The sequence below is a fragment of the Pandoraea nosoerga genome, from assembly GCF_902459585.1.
Lineage (GTDB): Bacteria > Pseudomonadota > Gammaproteobacteria > Burkholderiales > Burkholderiaceae > Pandoraea > Pandoraea nosoerga.
Map to the genome: position 1 here is coordinate 135487 of NZ_CABPSC010000011.1, position 17306 is coordinate 152792.

14 protein-coding genes are annotated in these 17306 nt (G+C 66.9%); 4 read left to right on the forward strand and 10 right to left on the reverse strand.

The window, feature by feature from the left end; genetic code table 11:
* Positions 1-116 precede the first annotated feature (116 nt).
* A complete protein-coding gene (gene lolA / locus PNO31109_RS15085) occupies positions 117-767 on the reverse strand; it encodes an outer membrane lipoprotein chaperone LolA (protein WP_150556282.1) in 651 nt (216 codons plus the stop codon).
* A gap of 5 nt (positions 768-772) precedes the next feature.
* Positions 773-3094, reverse strand: a complete 2322-nt coding sequence (locus tag PNO31109_RS15090) for a DNA translocase FtsK (protein ID WP_150556283.1) — start codon at positions 3092-3094, stop codon at positions 773-775.
* Between the two features lie 390 nt (positions 3095-3484).
* On the opposite strand from PNO31109_RS15090, the gene trxB reads away from it, so the two are divergent.
* The 3 genes from trxB (at position 3485) to PNO31109_RS15105 (ending at position 5979) form a co-directional block, all read left to right on the forward strand.
* Complete coding sequence (gene trxB, locus PNO31109_RS15095; protein WP_150556284.1) at positions 3485-4441, forward strand: thioredoxin-disulfide reductase; 957 nt, start codon at positions 3485-3487, stop codon at positions 4439-4441.
* A gap of 106 nt (positions 4442-4547) precedes the next feature.
* A complete protein-coding gene (locus PNO31109_RS15100) occupies positions 4548-5231 on the forward strand; it encodes a Smr/MutS family protein (RefSeq protein ID WP_150556285.1) in 684 nt (227 codons plus the stop codon).
* A gap of 127 nt (positions 5232-5358) precedes the next feature.
* Positions 5359-5979, forward strand: a complete 621-nt coding sequence (locus tag PNO31109_RS15105; protein WP_370750351.1) for a trimeric intracellular cation channel family protein — start codon at positions 5359-5361, stop codon at positions 5977-5979.
* A 314-nt stretch (positions 5980-6293) separates the two neighbouring features.
* On the opposite strand, the gene PNO31109_RS15110 is transcribed toward PNO31109_RS15105, so the two are convergent.
* The 5 genes from PNO31109_RS15110 to PNO31109_RS15130 form a co-directional block, all read right to left on the reverse strand.
* Entirely contained in the window at positions 6294-6632 is a 339-nt protein-coding gene (locus PNO31109_RS15110; RefSeq protein ID WP_010805431.1) for a P-II family nitrogen regulator, read from the reverse strand.
* A 106-nt stretch (positions 6633-6738) separates the two neighbouring features.
* A complete protein-coding gene (locus PNO31109_RS15115) occupies positions 6739-8880 on the reverse strand; it encodes an NAD(+) synthase (protein ID WP_150556286.1) in 2142 nt (713 codons plus the stop codon).
* Between the two features lie 158 nt (positions 8881-9038).
* The gene (locus PNO31109_RS15120) at positions 9039-10175 is read right to left on the reverse strand and encodes a GNAT family N-acetyltransferase (RefSeq protein ID WP_150556287.1); all 1137 of its coding nucleotides are present in this window, start codon (positions 10173-10175) and stop codon (positions 9039-9041) included.
* 214 nt (positions 10176-10389) lie between these two features.
* Entirely contained in the window at positions 10390-10917 is a 528-nt protein-coding gene (gene ppa, locus PNO31109_RS15125) for an inorganic diphosphatase (RefSeq protein WP_150556288.1), read from the reverse strand.
* 102 nt (positions 10918-11019) lie between these two features.
* The gene (locus PNO31109_RS15130; protein WP_241013966.1) at positions 11020-12222 is read right to left on the reverse strand and encodes an alpha-hydroxy acid oxidase; all 1203 of its coding nucleotides are present in this window, start codon (positions 12220-12222) and stop codon (positions 11020-11022) included.
* A 132-nt stretch (positions 12223-12354) separates the two neighbouring features.
* On the opposite strand from PNO31109_RS15130, the gene PNO31109_RS15135 reads away from it, so the two are divergent.
* Entirely contained in the window at positions 12355-13230 is an 876-nt protein-coding gene (locus tag PNO31109_RS15135; protein WP_150556289.1) for an IclR family transcriptional regulator, read from the forward strand.
* A 137-nt stretch (positions 13231-13367) separates the two neighbouring features.
* Here PNO31109_RS15135 and dapA read toward each other — a convergent pair whose 3' ends face one another.
* From dapA to PNO31109_RS15150, 3 genes are all read right to left on the reverse strand, one after another.
* Positions 13368-14279: a 4-hydroxy-tetrahydrodipicolinate synthase gene (gene dapA / locus PNO31109_RS15140; protein WP_150556290.1), complete on the reverse strand. Its 912-nt coding sequence runs from the start codon at positions 14277-14279 to the stop codon at positions 13368-13370.
* A 57-nt stretch (positions 14280-14336) separates the two neighbouring features.
* Positions 14337-16043 (reverse strand): ABC transporter permease subunit, encoded by a 1707-nt coding sequence (locus tag PNO31109_RS15145; protein ID WP_150556341.1) that lies wholly within the window; start codon positions 16041-16043, stop codon positions 14337-14339.
* Positions 16044-16148: 105 nt separating this feature from the next.
* A complete protein-coding gene (locus PNO31109_RS15150) occupies positions 16149-17267 on the reverse strand; it encodes an ABC transporter ATP-binding protein (RefSeq protein ID WP_150556291.1) in 1119 nt (372 codons plus the stop codon).
* Positions 17268-17306 lie beyond the last annotated feature (39 nt).

Genomic DNA, 17306 nt, shown 5'->3' on the forward strand with positions numbered 1-17306 from the left:
TCTTCAAGCAGTGCGGCCGGGAAGTCCCCGGCCGCATACGGATCATCAGATGCCTCATTATGCCAGCCCGGCGGCCGTGCGGCCGGCGGGGGCCGCCAAATGAGCGCCGGCGTCGCTCAGCCCTTGATCAGGTCCGCCCCCCTGGGCGGGGTGAACTTGAAGTGATCCGGCGACATTGGCGGGTTCTTCTGGATCTTGTCGAAGGTCAGCAGCGTCACGTTGCCAAATGCATCATAGAGCTCCATGGCTGCCAGCGCGCCGTCGCGAAAACCGATGCCGACGCGCTGGAACTGCGTGTCCTGCGACTTCGGACGCAGCTCGACCCAGTCGATGCCGTTCTTCACCCCGGCGTCCTTGAGCGTGAAGTTCTTCTCGATGTCGTTGCTGCCGAACAGGATCGCCGCCGGGCTCGCGCCGAGCGAGGCGCCCAGCTTGCGCTCGGTCACCTGATTCAAATCCTTGTCGTAGATGTAGAGCGTTTCGCCGTCCGCCTGCAGCAACTGATCGTATGGCTTCACGTAGCGCCAGATGAAGCGGCCCGGACGCGAGAACTCGAACGTGCCGGAAGACGTGTTCGTCACCGACACGTTGCCGTCCTTCTGCGCCTTCACCTGCTTTTGCTCGAACTCGCCGCGCGCGGACTTCACCTGCGCTGCGAACGCCTTGAGCTGTGCCGTGCCGCTCGCGTATGCGGGCGCGACGAGCGCCGCCATCGTCACGCCGACAACCCCCGCCACGAGCGGCAAGCCGCGCTTGAATCCCAGCATGTTCCTTACTCTCCTTCGCGATTCGGCACCAGAATCTCCCGGTTGCCGTTGCTCGCCATCGCCGACACCACGCCGGACTGTTCCATCTGCTCGAGCAGCCGGGCCGCCCGGTTGTAGCCGATGCGCAGATGCCGCTGCACCAGCGAAATCGACGCGCGACGCTGCTTGAGCACCACGGCCACCGCCTGATCGTACAGCGGATCGGACTCGCCGCCGCCCTCGCCGGTTCCGCCGGCGGCGCCGTCGAGGCCACCGTCTTCACCCTCGACAGTGCCTTCCAGAATGCCCTCGACGTAGTTCGCCTCGCCCTGCTCCTTGAGGCGCTCCACCACGCGATGCACTTCGTCATCGGCCACGAACGCCCCGTGCACCCGCAACGGCAAACCGGTGCCCGGCGGCATGTAGAGCATGTCGCCCATGCCGAGGAGCGTCTCGGCGCCCTGCTGGTCGAGGATGGTCCGCGAATCGATCTTGGACGACACCTGGAACGCCACGCGCGTCGGCACGTTCGCCTTGATCAGGCCGGTGATGACGTCCACCGACGGACGCTGCGTCGCCAGAATCAGGTGGATGCCCGCCGCACGCGCCTTTTGCGCAATGCGCGCGATCAGCTCTTCGACCTTCTTGCCCACGACCATCATCAGGTCGGCCAGTTCGTCGATCACGACCACGATGTATGGCAGGCGCGAAAGCGGCTCGGGCTCCTCGGGCGTGAGCGAGAACGGATTCGGGATGTGCTCGTCGCGCTTGGCGGCGTCGTCGATCTTGTTGTTGTAGCCCGCGAGGTTGCGCACGCCGAGCTTGCTCATGAGCTTGTAGCGGCGCTCCATCTCGGCCACCACCCAGTTCAGCGCATGACCGGCCTGACGCATGTCCGTCACCACCGGGCAGAGCAGATGCTGAATCCCCTCGTACATGCTCATTTCGAGCATCTTCGGATCGATCAGGATCAGGCGGACCTGCTCGGCCGTCGCCTTGTAGAGCAGCGACAGGATCATCGCGTTGATGCCGACCGACTTGCCCGAGCCGGTCGTGCCGGCCACCAGCAGGTGGGGCATCTTCGCCAGATCGGCGACCACCGGCTTGCCGCCGATGTCCTTGCCCAGCGCCAGCGTGAGCAGCGACGACGAATCGTTGTAGATTTCCGAGCCGAGAATCTCTGTCAGCCGCACCGTCTGGCGACGCGGATTCGGCAGCTCCAGCCCCATGTAGTTCTTGCCGGGAATGGTTTCGACCACGCGGATCGACACCAGCGAGAGCGAACGCGCCAGGTCCTTGGCCAGATTCACGATCTGGCTGCCCTTGACGCCCGTGGCCGGCTCGATCTCGTAGCGGGTGATGACCGGTCCCGGATAGGCCGCCACCACGCTCACCTCGACGCCAAAGTCCTTGAGTTTCTTCTCGATCAGACGCGAGGTGAATTCGAGCGTCTCGGCCGACACGGTTTCCTGCGCGGCCGGCGCCGGGTCGAGCAACGCCAGCGGCGGCAGCATCGAGTCGGGCAGATCGGCAAACAGCGGCGCCTGCTTCTCCTTCTCCACACGCTCGCTCTTGGGGACGACCTTGACCGGCGGCACGATCTGCACCGGCTCGTGAACTTCGGCGCGCACGCGGTTCTGCACCACGGCGCCCTCTCGCGCGATCGCGGCTTCCTCGCCCAGGCGCCGGTCCTGGCGTGCCTCGCGACGGCGACGGATCACGGTGCCCGTGTCGAGGATCAGCGCACCGAGCTTTTCAGCGGCCGAAAGCCAGGAAAAATGGAACAGCAGCGACAGACCGAACGCGAAGATGAGCAGCAACGCGAGCGTGCCGCCCGTAAAGCCGAGCGCATGCTGGAAAAAGCTGCCGACGGTCTCGCCGATCACTCCGCCGGACGCACGCGGCAACTGCGCCTTGAAACGGTACAGGCGCAGCGACTCGATGCCGGCGCTCGAGAGCAGCACCATCAGCGAGGAGACGATCTCCACCCACCCGCCGCTGACGAGCCGTTCGCGCAGCGGGGGCGCTTCGCGTCGGGCCGAGATGCGCCGGTAGCCCGACACCACGCGCCGGGCAATGAACACGACCAGCCAGTACGCGGACAGGCCGAGCATGAGCAGCAGCATGTCGGCCACCCACGCGCCGACGCGCCCCGCCCAGTTGGCGATTCGCTCCACGTGCGCCGCGTGCGTCCAACTGGGGTCCAGACGGCTGTACGAGAACAGCGCCATCAACAGGAACACCATCAGCGCGACTTGCGCCATCCAGCGGATTTCATGGAATAGGTGCGTCACCCGGTTGGGCAACGACGATCCGGCACCAGCAGAGAAGGAAGATTTCGTCGTCATCAAGCCATGAGGTTGGGCGGGCAGACGGGCGGCCTGCCGCGCGGCAAGGCTCCATTGTAAACAACTATTACAACGCTCAACGCACGAAAAGGTGACAAGCAGTAACGCCAAAGAGCGACGCCGCGTCCCCCATCGGCCGCCGTCCGCCGCCATCGGCCCTGCCGCCCCGCCGCCCCGCCGATCCACCACTGCGCCGCACTTGGGTTTTGGCGCCTGCGCCCCCATCTGCGGGCCGTGTGCCGGCGCGCCATTGCACACCCGAAGGGCGGGCGCGCAGGCTATCGGCCCAATTGCGAGGCTCGATCAACGAAACCACGTCGCCCCTTTATAATGTCGGTTTGCGCCGGTCCCCGGCGTCAGCTTTCATCCCCCTTTCCGGTGAGTCCGTCCATGTCCGCTCCCAAGCACGCCAAAGTCCTGATTCTCGGTTCCGGCCCCGCCGGCTACAGCGCTGCTGTCTATGCCGCGCGCGCCAACCTCAACCCCGTGCTGATCACCGGGCTCGCCCAGGGCGGCCAACTGATGACCACCACCGACGTCGAGAACTGGCCCGGCGACCCGACCGGCGTGCAAGGCCCCGAGCTGATGGAGCGCATGCGCGCGCATGCCGAGGCGTTCAAGACTGAGATGATCTTCGACCACATCCATACGGCGCACCTCAACGAACGCCCGCTGCGCCTGGTCGGCGACTCCGGCGAATACACGGCAGACGCCCTGATCATTGCCACCGGCGCCTCGGCGCAGTATCTCGGCCTGCCGTCGGAAGACGCCTTTTCGGGCCGCGGCGTGTCCGCCTGCGCCACCTGCGACGGCTTCTTCTACAAGGGTAAGGAAGTCTGCGTCGTCGGCGGGGGCAACACGGCCGTCGAAGAAGCGCTCTATCTGTCGAACATCGCCAGCAAGGTCACCGTGATCCACCGCCGCGACAAGTTCCGCGCCGAGCCGATTCTCGTCGACCGCCTGCTCGAGAAGGCCAAGCAAGGTGTCGTCGAGCTCAAGTACGACCATGTGCTCGAGGAAGTGCTCGGCGACGACTCCGGCGTGACCGGCGTGCGCATCAAGAACGTGAAGACCGGCGCTCATGAAGACGTGGCGCTGCATGGCGTGTTCATCGCCATCGGCCACAAGCCGAACACGGACATCTTCGAGGGCCAGCTCGAGATGAAGAACGGCTACATCGTCACGCACAGCGGCCTGAACGGCAACGCCACGGCCACCAGCGTGCCGGGCGTTTTCGCCGCCGGCGACGTGCAGGACCACATCTACCGCCAGGCCATCACCAGCGCCGGCACGGGCTGCATGGCCGCACTCGACGCCCAGCGCTACCTCGAGAACCTCGACCAGTAAGCCGGCGCGCGGGCCCGCGGCCGACGCCTCGCGGCAGCGCCCGTCTCGTGTGAGCCCCACGCGAGGCCGGCGCCGCCCACACATCCCGTCCTTGTTCCGCACGATCATGAGCAAGAAGCCCCCCAAACTCAGCCTCGAGGACCTGGCCGGTCTGCGCGATTCGCTCGCCAGGCAAACGGCACGGCGCGACGCCGAGCGCGTGGCCGCCGCCAGGCGCGCTGCGCAGGCCGCGCGTGACGCCAGCGTCTTTCGCGACAGCATCGGCGACATCGCTCCGCTCTCCGGCAAGGGCGCGGCCAACCGCGTCGAGCATCCGCGCCGCCCGCCGGCGCCGGTGGCGCGCCTGACGCAGGCGGACGAAGCGGCCGTGCTGTTCGAATCGCTCTCCGACGAGTTCGACCCCGAAGCACTCTTCGATACGGACGACCGCCTGTCTTATCGGCGTCCGGGCATCAGCCGTGATACCGTCGTCAAACTGCAACGCGGCGACTGGGTGGTGCAGGCGCAGATCGATCTGCATGGCATGCGCCGCGACGAAGCGCGCGAGGCGCTGTCGGCCTTCCTGCACGACGTCGTCAAGCGCGGGCTGCGCTGCGTGCGCGTCATCCACGGCAAGGGATTGGGCTCGGTCAACCGCGAACCGGTGCTCAGGGACAAGGTCCGCAGCTGGCTCGCGCAGAAGAACGAAGTGCTCGCCTGGGTGCAGGCGCAGGGACGCGACGGCGGCAGCGGCGCGCTGGTAGTATTGCTCCAGGCCGGGCAGACGAAGGCGGCTCGCGCCGGCGCCTGACGCTCTCACGGGTGCGCCCGGCAGCGCGCCATACGGGGGTATCGCTGCGGATATCGTCCCCATGCCGCTACCCATGCCGCCGCAGATCACGACGTATCACCGACAGGATTCGCCGATGATTCACGAGATGAGCGCCCAACTGCTTACGATTCTGGCCATCATGGAGGCCATTGCCGTATTCTCGTGCGCCATCTCCGGTTTTGCCGAAGCCCGCAAGCAGCATCTCGACCCGGTCGGCGCGTTCGTGCTGGCCTTCGCGACCGCCTTCGGCGGCGGCACGTTGCGCGACGTGCTGCTCGATCACCGTCCCTTCTATTGGGTGCAGCACCAGTGGTACACCGTGCTCATCCTCGTGCTCTCGCTCTCGACCTCCGGCGTGCTGCGCCTCGTCTCGCGCGTGGCGACCGAGCGCGTGCTGCTTATCACCGACGCCGTGGGGCTCGGCTTCTTCAGCGCGTCGGGCACCTCGCTCGCGCTGCAGACGGACATGTCCGCGTTCATGTCCGTGATGATGGGCGTGATCACCGGCGTGGGCGGCGGTGTCATGCGCGACATTCTCTGCAACGAGGTGCCGCTCGTGCTGCGCGACACGCGCCCCTACGCGGTGTGCGCCTTCATTGGCGGATGGATCTACATCGCCCTCACCTACGCCGACATCGACCCGGTCTACTCGCTCTCGATCAGCGCGCTGTCCGTCATCGTGGTGCGCCTGCTCACGGTAGCTTTCGACGTCAGACTCACGTCCTAGCGGGACTGGCCCGGCAGCGCGGCCAGCGCAGTTCTGCCCGATTCTGCGCGATGCGATGAATGACGGTTGATGGTCAGTTTGATGGTCATTTACGTGGATCAACGACGATTGGGGGACGATCGGCGACCATCCACCGACCTCCATCGGCTGTCCATCGAACGTCCATCGACTGTCCATCGACTGTCCATCGAAGGTCCATCGTTAACGCCGAAGGGCGACGCCGCTCGCGCAGCCGTCGCCCTCCGTCATGCCCTCTTCGTCCTGTGCGCCTTCCCTGTGAGCGCGCCGCGGCAACGACGGCGGCGCGCCTGATCTCAGACCGCCTGCTCGCCCTCTTCGCCGGTCCGGATGCGGATCACGCGCTCCACGTCCGTCACGAAGATCTTGCCGTCGCCGATCTTGCCGGTGCGAGCCGCGCCGAGCACAGCGTCGATGACCTGCTCGGCCTGCGCGGCGCTCACCACGACTTCGATCTTGATCTTGGGCAGGAAGTCGACGACGTACTCGGCGCCGCGATACAGCTCGGTGTGCCCCTTCTGGCGGCCGAAGCCCTTCACTTCCGTGACGGTCAGGCCCGTGACGCCGACTTCGGCCAGCGCCTCGCGGACTTCGTCGAGCTTGAACGGTTTGATGATGGCAGTTACGCGTTTCATTGTCGCCTCAATATCTTGGTTGGAGTGTTCTGAAAATTCGCCGGGCTATTGTACCGGTCCGGCGGCGGCACCCCGATGACAGTGCGCCGGGCGCGACAGTCACGGCTCAGGCGTGCGGGTCGTCGGGCACCGTCTCGAGATCCGCGAGCCACACCACCGACTCCGAATCGCTGGGCGCTCGCCAGTCGCCGCGCGGCGAGAGCGAACCGCCCGTGCCAACCTTCGGTGCGTTCGGCACGCACGAGCGCTTGAACTGGCTGGTGCGGAAGAACCGGTCCAGGAAGATGCGCAGGTTGCGCTTGATCGCGGCCAGATCGTATGCGTGCCGGGCGAGATGGCCTTCGTCGGGCCAGCGGCCGGCCGACGCGTCGTGCCACGCGCTCCAGGCGAGGAACGCGACCTTGCTCGGCGCGTAGCCGAAGCGCAGCGTGTAGTACAGATGGAAGTCCTGCAGCTCGTAGGGGCCGATGAAGTGCTCCGTGCGCTGCTCCGGAGCGCCGTTCGCCTTGCCGGGCACCAGCTCAGGGCTGATTTCCGTCTCGAGGATGTCGATGAGCACGTTGCGGCGGTGCACGGCGCCCCCCGCGTCTTTGGCATCCTTGGCATCCGCGGCGCCCTTCGCATGCTTGCCGCCGGTCATCTGCGCCGACGACGCACCGCCCAACTGCCCCGTCTCGGCAACCCAGCGCACGAGGTGCATGATGAGCGTCTTCGGCACGCTCGCGTTCACGTTGTAGTGGGACATGTGGTCACCCACGCCGTAGGTACACCAGCCCAGCGCCAGCTCGCTCAGATCGCCGGTGCCGATGACGATCGCACCGAGATGGTTCGCCAGACGGAACAGATGATTGGTGCGCTCGCCCGCCTGCACGTTCTCGAAGGTGACGTCGTAGACCTCCTTGCCCTGCGCGAACGGATGGCCGAGATCCTTGAGCATCTGCATGCAGCTCGGGCGGATGTCGATTTCGCGCGCGGTGCAGCCGACGGCCTCCATCAGTTCGCGCGCCTGACGCAGCGTGCGCTCGCTCGTGGCGAAGCCCGGCATGGTGTACGCGAGGATATTGGTGCGCGGCAGCCCGAGCCGGTCCATGACCTTCGCGCAGACGAGCAGCGCGTGCGTGGAATCGAGACCGCCGGACACGCCGATCACGACCCTCTGGATCTTCGACGACGACAGGCGCTGCATGAGCGCCTGCACCTGGATGTTGTAGACCTCGTGGCAGCGCTCGTCGCGGCGGCGCGGATCGGCCGGCACGTAGGGGAAGCGCTCGATGGCGCGCGCGAGCGGCAGCTCGGCATCGCGCGGTACGGCGACATCGACCCTGACCGTGCGAAAGCGCGCGACCTCCCCGGCGTGGCGCCGCACCGACACGCCGAACGTCGTCTGGTGCATGCGCTCGCGCGCGAGCCGCTCGAGATCGATGTCGGCATAGATCAGATGCGACTCGCTCGCGAAGCGCGCCGACTCGGCCAGCATGTCCCCGTTCTCGTAGATGAGCGCCTGACCATCCCAGGCCAGATCGGTCGTGGACTCGCCCTGTCCGGCCGAGGTGTAGAGATACGCGGCCAGGCAGCGCGCCGACTGTTGCGCGACCAACTGATGGCGGTACGCCGACTTGCCGACAACGATGTTCGACGCCGACAGGTTGACGAGCACCGTCGCGCCGGCGAGCGCGGCAAACGACGACGGCGGCACCGGCACCCAGACGTCTTCGCAGATTTCGCAGTGAAAGCGCAGCAGCGGCTGATCGGCCGCTTCGAAGATCAACGAGCCGAACGGCACGTCGTGGCCGAGCAGCGCCACGGTGTCGACGCCCGCATCGTCCGCCGCATTGAACTGGCGAGCTTCGTAGAACTCGCTGTAGTTCGGCAGATACGTCTTGGGCACCACGCCGTGCACGCGACCGCGCGCGACCACCACGGCGCAGTTAAAGAGCCGCTGCTGCACGCGCACCGGCATGCCCACGATGAGTGCGGCGCCGATTTCGCGGCTGGCCTCGACGATCGAGGCGAGCGCCGTGTTGCACGCATCGAGCAGGGCGCGTTGCTGAAACAGGTCTTCGCAGGAATAGGCCGGAATGCCCAGTTCGGGGAAGGCGACGAGCACGGCGCCGGCGGCATCGGCCTCGCGCGCGAGCGCAATCGTCTGCGCGGCGTTGTATGCGGGATCGGCCACGCGGCATTGCGGCACTCCGACGGCCACACGCGCGAAATCGTGGTTGTAGAGATTGAGGAATCGGTTGGTCATGTCGGCGGCTACCAGGCATCGCCCATGTGCCGGAGCCCCGGCAGGCCGCGCAGCCGCTGCGGCCGGCGCGCCCGCCCGGCGCGCTCGGCGGACGGTGGGAATCGCCAGTATATTACGTGAGCCCCCGTTTTGCCGGGCCCCGCCATGCCCGCGAGAGGTCAGGACGCCACGCGTTTGAACGGCGTATGCCCCTCCAACTCGCCGATGTGCTCGTCCATCGCGGACGTCTCCGCGTCGAGGAACTCCGCGATGGCATCGGCAAAGCGCGCATCGGCGATCCAGTGCGCCGACCACGTCGGCGTGGGCAGCAGGCCGCGCGACATCTTGTGCACACCCTGCGCGCCCCCTTCGAAGCTGCGCAGCCCATGTGCGATGCAGTATTCGATGCCCTGCGCGTAGCACGTCTCGAAATGCATGCCGGAGACGAAATCGGTGGTCCCCCAATAGCGTCCGTACATCGTGTCGCCGCTCACCACGTTGAGCGCACAGGCAAGCGGCTGGTCGTCGCGCTCGGCCAGCACGATCAGGAACGCGTCGGGCATCGCCGCGTGTACCTGTGCGAAGAATTCGCGGCTCAGATACGGCGCATTCCAGTGTTCGCGATACGTGTTTTCGTAGCAACGGTAGAAGAAGTCGAGCGCCGCATCGTCGATCCCGGCGCCGCGCAGCCACCGGTAGGTCACCCCGGCGTCGCGCACCCGGCGGCGATCCTGCTTCAGCTTCTTGCGCTTTTCCTGGTTCATCTGCGCGAGAAAGTCGTCGAACGTTGCGAAGCCCGCGTTCTCCCAATGGAACTGCACCCCCTCGCGCAGCATATATCCCGCCTCGGTGAGCGCGGCCAGATCGTCGTCGTGGGTGAACAGCACATGGATCGAGGAGAGGTCCATCTGCCTGGCAAACGCAATGGCGCCGCGCGCGAGCGCGACCCGATCGGCGTGCGTGCGGGCGAGCAGACGCGGTCCCGTGACCGGCGAGAAAGGCACCGCGCACAACAGCTTGGGGTAATAGCGCAGGCCGTGGCGAGCGAAGGCGTCCGCCCACGCGTGGTCGAACACATACTCGCCGCGCGAATGCGACTTCACATAGAGCGGCATGGCGCCCGCGAGCATGTCGCCCGCGTGCATGAGCAGATAGGCCGGCTGCCAGCCGGTGCGCCTCGACGCACAGCCGCTCTCATGCATGGCGTGCAAAAACGCGTGCTGCACGAAAGGGTTGCCGCCTGCGAGCGCATTCCACGCGTCGGCAGGCACGTCCTCGATCGATTGCACTACACGGATGACGACTTCGCTACTCACCGCTCACCTCACTCCGAACCGGTCTCCCGGCATGAACGCCGACAGACATTGTCGCCGAACTCGGCGTCGCTTTCACGGCGACCCCGGCGCGGCGCCCTGTTGCGGCCCGCGCCGGCTCGCGCGATGCCCGGAAACGGCCGCCGGAAAACAAGAAACCCGGCGCGGGGCCGGGTTCCTCGGACGCCGCCGCAGCGGCATGACAGGCGAAAATCGCTTACTTCTTGGCGTTGGCCACGCCGTCGACGATTTCCTTGTGGGCGGCCTCGACGCCCTCCCAGCCTTCGACCTTGACCCACTTGCCCTTCTCGAGCGCCTTGTACTGCTCGAAGAAGTGCTTGATCTGGTCCTTCAGGTAACCCGGCACGTCGTCGATCGACTTCATGTGCGCCGTCATCGGGCAGATCTTGTCGACCGGCACGACGACCAGCTTGGCGTCCACCCCCGACTCGTCGGTCATGTTGAGCATGCCCAGCGCGCGGCAACGCACGACCGATCCGGCCAGCAGCGGGAACGGGGTGACGACCAGTGCGTCGACGGGGTCACCGTCGCCGGCGAGCGTCTGCGGAATGAAGCCGTAGTTGGCCGGATAGCGCATGCCCGTGCCGATGAAGCGGTCAACGACCAGCAGGCCCAGATCCTTGTCGGCTTCGTACTTCACCGGGTCGCTTTGCGCGGGGATCTCGATGATGACGTTGAAATCGTTGGGGATGTCCTTACCGGCAGGCACGTGGTTGAAGCTCATGATGGCATTCCTGTAGATGAAAAATGGCGTGCCGCCGCGCGGCGTGCGCGTCCGGCGGCCTGCCGGATGCCACGCCGCCCGACGGCAACCGGGCGCCGGACATTATAGCGGGTTTGCCTGATTGGCCCGTATTGCCGGCAGCCGGGCCAGGCGCCGCGGCGTGAGCTCGTCCACGCGCGCGCAGCCCGCCAGCTGCATCGTGATGCGCAGCTCGGCGAGCAGCAGCGCGAGCACGCCTGCGGCGCCCTCGCCGCCTCGGGCCGCCACGCCATAGAGCGGCGCGCGCCCGAGGAGCACGCCGCTGGCCCCGAGCGCGACCGCTTTGGCCACGTCGGCGCCGCGCCGCACGCCGCCGTCGACGAAAACGGTCATCGGCGGACCGCTCGCGTGGAGCGCCTCGACGATCGGCGGCAGCGCCTCGAGCGGCGCGAGCGTGCTGCCCAACTGACGTCCGCCGTGATTGGAGACGACGATGCCGTCGGCGCCGTGCGCCTGCGCGAGCCGCGCGTCTTCGACCGTCTGAACGCCCTTGACCAGCACTTCTCCCGGCCAGTGCCGGCGCACCCAGTCGAGGTCGTGCCAGCCCAGCGACAGATCCATCTGGCGGCTCAGCATGGCGGCGTGGCGCGCGAGATCGGCCCGCTCGCCGACGCTGCGCGCGATGTTGCGCAGTTGCGGCGCGCCGTGCGCCAGCATCTGCCAGCTCCAGTGCGGATGGCGCAGGCAGTCCGCGATCAGGCGCGGCGTGAACTTCAGCGGCAGCTTGAAGCCATTGCGCGTGTCGTGATCGCGCTTGCCGTGCACCGGCGTGTCGACGGTGAGCAGCAGCGTGCGAAAGCCCGCCTCGCGCGCGCGCTGCATCATGTTCTGCGCGATGCGGCGATCCTGCTGCACGTAGAGTTGGAGCCACAGCTCACCGTCGGGCACGGCAGCGCGCACGTCTTCGAGCAATGAGGTCGACGCCGTCGACAGCACGAACGGCAGCCCCGCGTCGGCCGCCGCGCGCGCGAGCAACTCGTCCGCACGCGGCCAGAACAGGCCGTTGAGCCCGGTAGGTCCCACGGCCATGGGTGCCGCGGCTTTGCGTCCCCAGAACGCCGTCTCGCTCGTCGTGCGCGACGTGTCGGTCAGCACCCGCGGCGAAAAGCCCCACTGCGCGAACGCATCGCGATTGCGGCGCAACGCGTCGCCATCTTCGGCCCCGCCCTCCAGATAATCGAACGCCAGTTTCGTCAGCCGCCGCCGCGCCGCCTGGCGGTAGTCCTCCACGCACGAAAACGCGTGCATTGCTCCCCCTGTCTTCATGCGGCATCGCGACGAGCGTCGCGCATGCCAATCGTTCGCCCCGGCCCTTGACTCAGGGATAAATCGTTAGTCGCACACAAGCAATTGCATTACAATCACAATCGTTACAATCCGAACATACCGGTCCCTACCATGCCGCGCTCGTCCGCTCGGTCTTCCCGCCGTGGTGAAAACGCTCCGGCCTCCGCCCCCGCCAAGGCCGCCGCAGCGGCGAACACGGCGCAACCGGCCGCGCGCTCATCCCTGTTCGTCGGTTCCACGGAAAAGACGTTTCAGGTGTTGCACGCCTTCGACGGCCCCGCGCGCTACATGACGCTCGGCGATATCGCGAAAGCCGCCGGGCTCGATCGCAGCGCCACGCAGCGACTGGTACACACGCTCGAGGCGCTCGGGTATTTGTTCCGCGTGCCCGAAACGCGCACTTACGGTCTCACGACCAAGGTGCTTCAGTTCTCGTACAACTACATTCGTGCCAACGATCTCGTCGAGAAGGCCGCGCCGTATCTGCTCGACATCTTCCGCCGGGTGGGCGAGACGACCAACCTGCAGGAGCTCGACGGCCACGAGATCGTCTATATCGCGCGCTTTCCCGGCCAGCACCTCGTGAACATCGGCATCGTCGTGGGCGCGCGCCTTCCGGCCATGTTCACCGCCTCGGGCATTGCCATGCTGTCGCGCCTGTCCGAGACTCGCGTGCGCGAGATTCTCGCGAACACGCCGCTCGAGCCGATGACGCCATACACCGTGCTCGACGAGAAAAAGCTGCTCGAACGCATCCAGACGGCGGCGCGGCGCGGCTACGCGATCGTCGAGAGCGAAACCGTCATGGGCGACATTTCGGTCGCCGCGCCGATCACCGACCACGACGGACAGGCCGTCGCGGCCATCAACATCTCCGTACCGACCTCCCGCTGGACGCGCGAGCGCGTCGAAGCGGAACTCGCGCCGCACGTTCAGGTGGCCGCGACCTCGATCTCGAAGTCGCGGCTGTCGACGTTCCGGCGTTGATCCGGCATTGATCCAGCATTGATCCGGCATTCGGACGACGGCCATCGCCGAACGTCCGCCACCGGGGCGAGGCGGCCTCGCCTGCCGCCCCGGCGCCAACCCCCTTCGCCAACCCTCCCGCTCGCCGCGAATCAGAATCAGCGTCCTTCGAAGATCGCCAACTGGCGGCGCAGCTCTTCGCGCAGTTGCGCCGACAGCGCGGGCGCGGGGGGCACGAGCGGGGCGAGCATGGCCGGCGCATTCACGCCGATCAGATCCATCACCGACTTCATCGGCCCGGGGTTCGTCTCGGCAAACGCCAGGTTCATCAGCGGAATGAGCGAACGGTGCAGCGCCAGCGCATCGGCCGTCTTGCCTTCGGCGGCCAGCGCGAAGATGCGCTGCCAGGCCGTGGGCAGCAGCGAGGCCGTCACCACGATGCCGCCGCGCGCTCCGGCGGCCACATGCAGCGGGAACAGCGTGTCCTCGCCGCTCAGCACGGCAAAGGAGTCGTCCACACCGGCCACGGTGCGCAGGAAGTGCCACATGTCGGTATTGCACGCCTTCATGCCGACGATGTTCTCGTGGCGCGACAGCTCGTGCAGCACCTCCGGCGCGATGGCGATACGCGTGCGGTACGGAATCTCGTAGATCAGAATGGGCAGCGGCGACTCGTCGGCATAGCGCACGAAGTAGTCGCGAATGCCGGCTTGCGTCGGATTGGTGTAGTACGGCGTGAGCACGAGCAGACCGTCGGCGCCGGCCGCGGCAAAGTCACGGCCGGCCTCGATGGCGTCGTGATACCCCGGATCGAGCACGCCGGCGATCACCGGCACGTCGCGCCCGTGATCGCGCACTTCACGCACCGTGATTTCGGCCATGCGAATGCGCTCGGCGCGCGAGAGCGCGCCATACTCGCCGGTGCCGCCCAGCGGCACCACGCCGTCGATGCCCTGCCCCAGCAAGTAGCGCAGCAGCGCGCGCGTGGCTTCGGTGTGAATCGTGTCGTCGGCATTCACCGGCGTGGGAATTGCCGGCAGAATGCCCTTCAGTTGTGCAGAGCGAAGCATGTGTCAAACGTCCGTGAGTCTTGAGTCGGATGAATCGGATGAATCGGAGATGCCGCTTCAGATGGCCAGGCTGCGCCGGCGCAGGCGCTCGGCCACCCAGATCAGTGCGGCGATGAACAGGAACAGGCACGTGGAGACCGCCGCGATCACCGGCGAGATCTGCATCGTAATCTCGTCCCAGAATTGCTTGGGCAAGGTGGTCGACAGGCCGCCCGACGTGAACAGCGCGATCGTGAGCTCGTCGAACGACGTGGCGAACGCGAACAGGAACGACGACAGCAGGCCCGCGCCGAGAATCGGGAAAGTCACGCGGCGCAACGTCGCCCACGGCCGGGCGCCCAGGCTGTAGGCGGCCAGATCGAGACGCGTGTCGTAGTTGCGCAGCACCGCCATCATGGTGATGACGACGTAAGGCACGGCCACCACGGTGTGCGCGATGGTCAGCCCCACGCTCGAGCCCACGAGCCCGACCTTGGCGAAGAAATAAAACACGCCGACGGCCAGGATCATGCGCGGCACGACAATCGGCGCGAGCACGAAGGCGAGCATTGCCGACTTGCCGCGCATGCCGCCGCGCACCAGCAGGAATGCCGCGGGCGTGCCGATCAGCATCGAGAGCAGGCCGGCGCCGATGCCGACGAGCATCGAGCGCGTGATCGCCTGCATCCACAGCGGCGAGTCCCAGACCTGCTGGTACCACTGCAGCGAGACGCCCTTGGGCGGCCACGCCAGCCCCGACGCCGAATCGAACGAGATCGGAATCATCAGCAGCGCGGGCGCCGCGAGGAACAGCACGAGCACAAGGACGAGCACGCGCAATACCGGGCCGTCGCCCTGTTCGCGCTTGCTGCGCGGCAGCGCGCGCAGCAGTACGTCCGTGGCGGCGCCCAGCGCGCCGAGCACCGCCTCGCCGAGCGCGCGCGTCCAGCCGCCGCGACGCTTGCCGGTCTTCACGTCCCCGCCGCCGCCGGCCATCGTGGAGAGCCCCACCATGCGGTCGTAGACGAAGAACACCACGAGCACCACGGCGAGCAGCAGCACGGAGATCGCACCGGCGAAGCCCCAGTTGAGCGCCTGCATGACCTGATCGATGATGAGCTGCGTGATCATCGTCTCGTGGCGGCCGCCGAGCAGCGTCGGCGTGATGAAGAAACCGATCGACGTGACGAACACCATCAGCGCGCCCGCCGCCACGCCGGGTAGCGACAGCGGAAAATACACGCGCCAGAACACCGTGCCGGGACGCGCGCCCAGCGTCGACGCCGCGCTCGGCAAACGGCGGTCGATGTTCTCCATCACGGAGAGCATGGTGAGCACGGCCAGTGGCATGAGCGCGTGCACCATGCCGAGCACGACGGCCGGGAAGCTGTAGAGCAGCGAGAGCGGCGCGTCGATCAGCCCGAGGTCCATCAGCGTGCGATTGACCACGCCGTTGCGCCCGAGCAGCACCACCCATGCGAACGTGCGCACGAGAAAGCTCGTCCAGAACGAGAGCAGCACCCAGAACAGCAGGCGTTGCTTGCGCGCGCCGGTGAGCGTCGAGAGCCGGTAGGCGATCGGGTAGCCCGTGAGCACGGCGAAGAACGTCGTGTAGAGCGAGACCTTGAGTGTGATGAGCAACACCTCGACGTACACCGACGAGGCGAACAGACGCTGGTATTCGGCCAGCGTGAAGCCGCCCTTGTCGCGAATGCTCAGCAGCAGCAGTTGCCCGACCGGATAGATCAGCATCACCGCCAGCAAGATGACGATGGGCGCGGCCATGAGCAGCGGTCGCACGCGCGCACGCCAGCGGGCGCGGCGCGGTGCGGGCTGCGCCGGATGCGAGGAAGAGGACGAGGGACGAACCACGGCGGATACACTCATCGCTTACCCCGCGATCGCCACGGCGTCGTCGGCGCGCCACGCAAGGCCGAGCGTCTGCCCGATCTCGAAGCGGTTGCCCTGGCGATGCGTCGGGAACGCCGCCACGAGCGGCTTGTCCGCATCGGCGCCCGTCGCCTGCGACTGCAGATACAGCTTCGTCATGCCGCCCGTGACCATGATGTCGGTGAGCCTTGCCGAGATGGTGGCCACGCCGTCGGCGTGGGCGGCCGGCGCCGCGCCGGCGACATCGCGCACGTGCAGGTTCTGCGGACGCAGCATGAGCTTGACCGGCCGGCCGCACTCGACCTGCGGGTCGTAGACCATCGCGGCGGCGCCTTCCACTCCGGGCATTGCCACGCGCACCTGATCGCCGGCGCGCTCGAGCACGGTCGCGTCGAGCAGGTTCGACTCGCCGAGAAAGTCCGCGACGAAAACGCTCTTTGGCCGGAAGTACAGGTCGTCCGGCGTACCGAGCTGGGCGATCTCGCCGGCATTCATCAGGCAGATGCGATCGGACATCGTCATCGCCTCTTCCTGATCGTGCGTCACGTACACGATGGTGGTGCCCAGCTCGCGGTGAATGCGCTTGATCTCGAGCTGCATGTGATCGCGCAGCTTCTTGTCGAGCGCGCCCAGCGGCTCGTCCATCAGAATGATCGACGGCCGGTAGACCATGCAGCGCGCGAGCGCGATGCGTTGCTGCTGGCCGCCCGAGAGCTCGCGCGGAAAGCGCTCCGCGACGTGCGGCAGATGCACCATTTCGAGCGCGTTCATGACCAGCTTGCGAGCCGTGGCCGCGTCCGTGCGGCGCATCTGCAACGGGAACGCGATGTTCTGCGCGACGGTCATGTGCGGGAACAGCGCGTAGTTCTGGAACACCATGCCGATGTCGCGCTCGTAGGGCGCCCCGTAGGTGACATCGGTCCCATTGATACGGATCGCGCCCGCATCGGGCTGCGCCAGACCGGCGATGAGCGAGAGCAACGTGGTCTTGCCCGAGCCGCTGGGCCCGAGCAGGGTCAGGAATTCGCCCTGAGCGACATCGAGGTCGGTCGGCGCCAGCGCGACGAAATCGCCGTAGCGCTTGGACAGGCCCGAGACTTGAAGATTGGCAACGGTCATGAGATCAGCACCCCATAAAGCATGAAACGAGACGGCAGG

Bases quoted from the DNA above. Each gene is read 5' to 3' on its own strand.
- PNO31109_RS15130 (WP_241013966.1), bottom strand. From the start codon at position 12,222: ATGAAGACAGGGGGAGCAATGCACGCGTTTTCGTGCGTGGAGGACTAC.
- PNO31109_RS15090 (WP_150556283.1), bottom strand. From the start codon at position 3,094: ATGACGACGAAATCTTCCTTCTCTGCTGGTGCCGGATCGTCGTTGCCC.
- PNO31109_RS15110 (WP_010805431.1), bottom strand. From the start codon at position 6,632: ATGAAACGCGTAACTGCCATCATCAAACCGTTCAAGCTCGACGAAGTC.
- dapA (WP_150556290.1), bottom strand. From the start codon at position 14,279: ATGCTTCGCTCTGCACAACTGAAGGGCATTCTGCCGGCAATTCCCACG.
- PNO31109_RS15150 (WP_150556291.1), bottom strand. From the start codon at position 17,267: ATGACCGTTGCCAATCTTCAAGTCTCGGGCCTGTCCAAGCGCTACGGC.
- PNO31109_RS15115 (WP_150556286.1), bottom strand. From the start codon at position 8,880: ATGACCAACCGATTCCTCAATCTCTACAACCACGATTTCGCGCGTGTG.
- PNO31109_RS15100 (WP_150556285.1), top strand. From the start codon at position 4,548: ATGAGCAAGAAGCCCCCCAAACTCAGCCTCGAGGACCTGGCCGGTCTG.
- trxB (WP_150556284.1), top strand. From the start codon at position 3,485: ATGTCCGCTCCCAAGCACGCCAAAGTCCTGATTCTCGGTTCCGGCCCC.
- PNO31109_RS15105 (WP_370750351.1), top strand. From the start codon at position 5,359: ATGAGCGCCCAACTGCTTACGATTCTGGCCATCATGGAGGCCATTGCC.
- lolA (WP_150556282.1), bottom strand. From the start codon at position 767: ATGCTGGGATTCAAGCGCGGCTTGCCGCTCGTGGCGGGGGTTGTCGGC.
- ppa (WP_150556288.1), bottom strand. From the start codon at position 10,917: ATGAGCTTCAACCACGTGCCTGCCGGTAAGGACATCCCCAACGATTTC.
- PNO31109_RS15135 (WP_150556289.1), top strand. From the start codon at position 12,355: ATGCCGCGCTCGTCCGCTCGGTCTTCCCGCCGTGGTGAAAACGCTCCG.
- PNO31109_RS15145 (WP_150556341.1), bottom strand. From the start codon at position 16,043: ATGGCCGCGCCCATCGTCATCTTGCTGGCGGTGATGCTGATCTATCCG.